Here is a 1,735-nt window from a genome sequence, read left to right as displayed (position 1 = left end):
GTCGCTGAGCACACTGTTCAAAACGGCATGTTTTGTTTCCTGGCTGCCATCGACTGCCAGTTGTGCCTGGGTGATGGCAAAGACCCGGCGAGCCACCGGCAGATCGTCTTCCATAACGGTGCCCTGGATGCGGGTGGTGTTGCCATTGCCGGGGATGATGATGCCACCGGCGCTGCCTGAAGAAGGTGGCGCATTGGTGTCGCTCCAGATGACAGTGGTGTTGTCGGTATTTGTCCAGACTAGATCGTATTCCTGACTGTTTGACTGGCCCTTAATCTTCAGTGGTGCATTGACATCTTCAAAGTCAGAAGTCCAAACTACCCCTGTACTATTAGGGATTAGTGGTGGTGCGACAGGAGGACTATCCCAGTCATCAGTGATGACCAATTTTGAGATCAGCACTCCCTTTGCATTCCCGGTCGCTGTCGTATCTCCGCCCAGAATGACCTGGGTATATCGGTCAAAAATGCTGTACCTCCCGAATTTGGAGGATACGCTTTGGGCGACACCGTTATAGTAAATATTAACTGCATTACTACCACCTCCTGAATCTCCCTGAACCACTATTTCAACCAGTTCGTCCATTGGGATGGCGTTATCGCAGTATCCTCTCAGCACTAATGTACTGTCTCGGGTGCCGTACACTTTGATCTGGCTATTCTCACAGTAGATTCGGGTCTTATAGCGGGACGGGCTATTGTTGGAATCAGACAAGGTGGTCAGCAACGGGATGGTCTTGTCAGCATTGCTGCTGTCTATATAAATCAAAGCGTAGAAATAAAGCCTCCTGTTTGAGCCAAAATAAATACCTGCATTCTTGTCCGTAACGGGGCCTTCCAGCCGACCCAGAGTGTTCTCTTTAGCGAACCATATCCCTGCCATCAGTCAGCATCCCCCCGAATCTGCAATGTGAACTGGTCACTGGTTTCTGTGCCCTGCCCGGCCAGCACAGTTCGACAGATCCAAACTGGAGCCAGACAACCGTCTGTATCAAAACGAATAACATTGCCCACAGCCCATCCGGTTCCCCAACCCTCAGATTTGATGGTGAAGTAGGGTGTACCGGTTTCCGGATTAATGGGTGCAGCATCAGTAGCAGTCGTGGCCGTATCAATAATCCCGAGTTTCTCTTCCACAATCTGGAAGGCGCTACCGGACGTGAAAATAATCGCCCACTTGCCGAAGATGGCTCCCTTGTTGGTCACCACCAATGGATAGTTAATGGTGTTGTACTGGGCAGTGGTGTTATCACCGATGCGCTCATCGGTCCAGTTAGGATCGCCACCGTCCCAAACTTTCTGACTGAAGAAGTTGTGAACCCTGGCCTGCAAGTCACCATAAACCACAGCACTGCTGACTTGGGTTTCATTGGCTGGTAAGTTCCAGGGCACCGGAGCGATGATGGTGATCTCGCCATTTATCTGCACGTCGCTGGCCACGCTCATATGCTCGACCCGATCCTTGATGGTAAACGGCGCTGTCAGACTGTTGCTCTCTGCATCTTGTAGCAGGAGTGGATCGGCAAAGGTGACGGTGCCTGCTTCACGATCCGTCGTGTATTGGGCTGGATCGAGGGCCTGGCCCTGGCTGTCCTCCACAGTGATCTCTGCCTGATGATCACGGTTAAGAGTGACCAGTTGGCCCGCTGTAGGTGTGCCTGCGTCGGTGTTTTGGCGATGACTGATGACCACAATATCCCCCGGTCGATAAATCGGCACCTGGCCATCGGGTGGCA

The 1,735-nt window shown here is 52.3% G+C and carries 2 protein-coding genes; both read right to left on the bottom strand.

The window, feature by feature from the left end; genetic code table 11:
• A partial coding sequence (locus KDK19_RS22920; protein ID WP_257293032.1) for a hypothetical protein occupies window positions 1-882 on the bottom strand: 882 nt, incomplete at its 3' end.
• The coding region (locus tag KDK19_RS22915) for a hypothetical protein (protein WP_257293031.1) at window positions 882-1,735 on the bottom strand (854 nt) is incomplete at its 5' end. The genes KDK19_RS22915 and KDK19_RS22920, both read right to left, overlap by 1 nt.

It is taken from the genome of Endozoicomonas sp. ONNA1, assembly GCF_024606325.1.
GTDB lineage: Bacteria > Pseudomonadota > Gammaproteobacteria > Pseudomonadales > Endozoicomonadaceae > Endozoicomonas_A.
The sequence above is the reverse complement of the archived record's forward strand: the minus strand, read 5'-3'. Positions and strand labels throughout refer to the sequence as shown.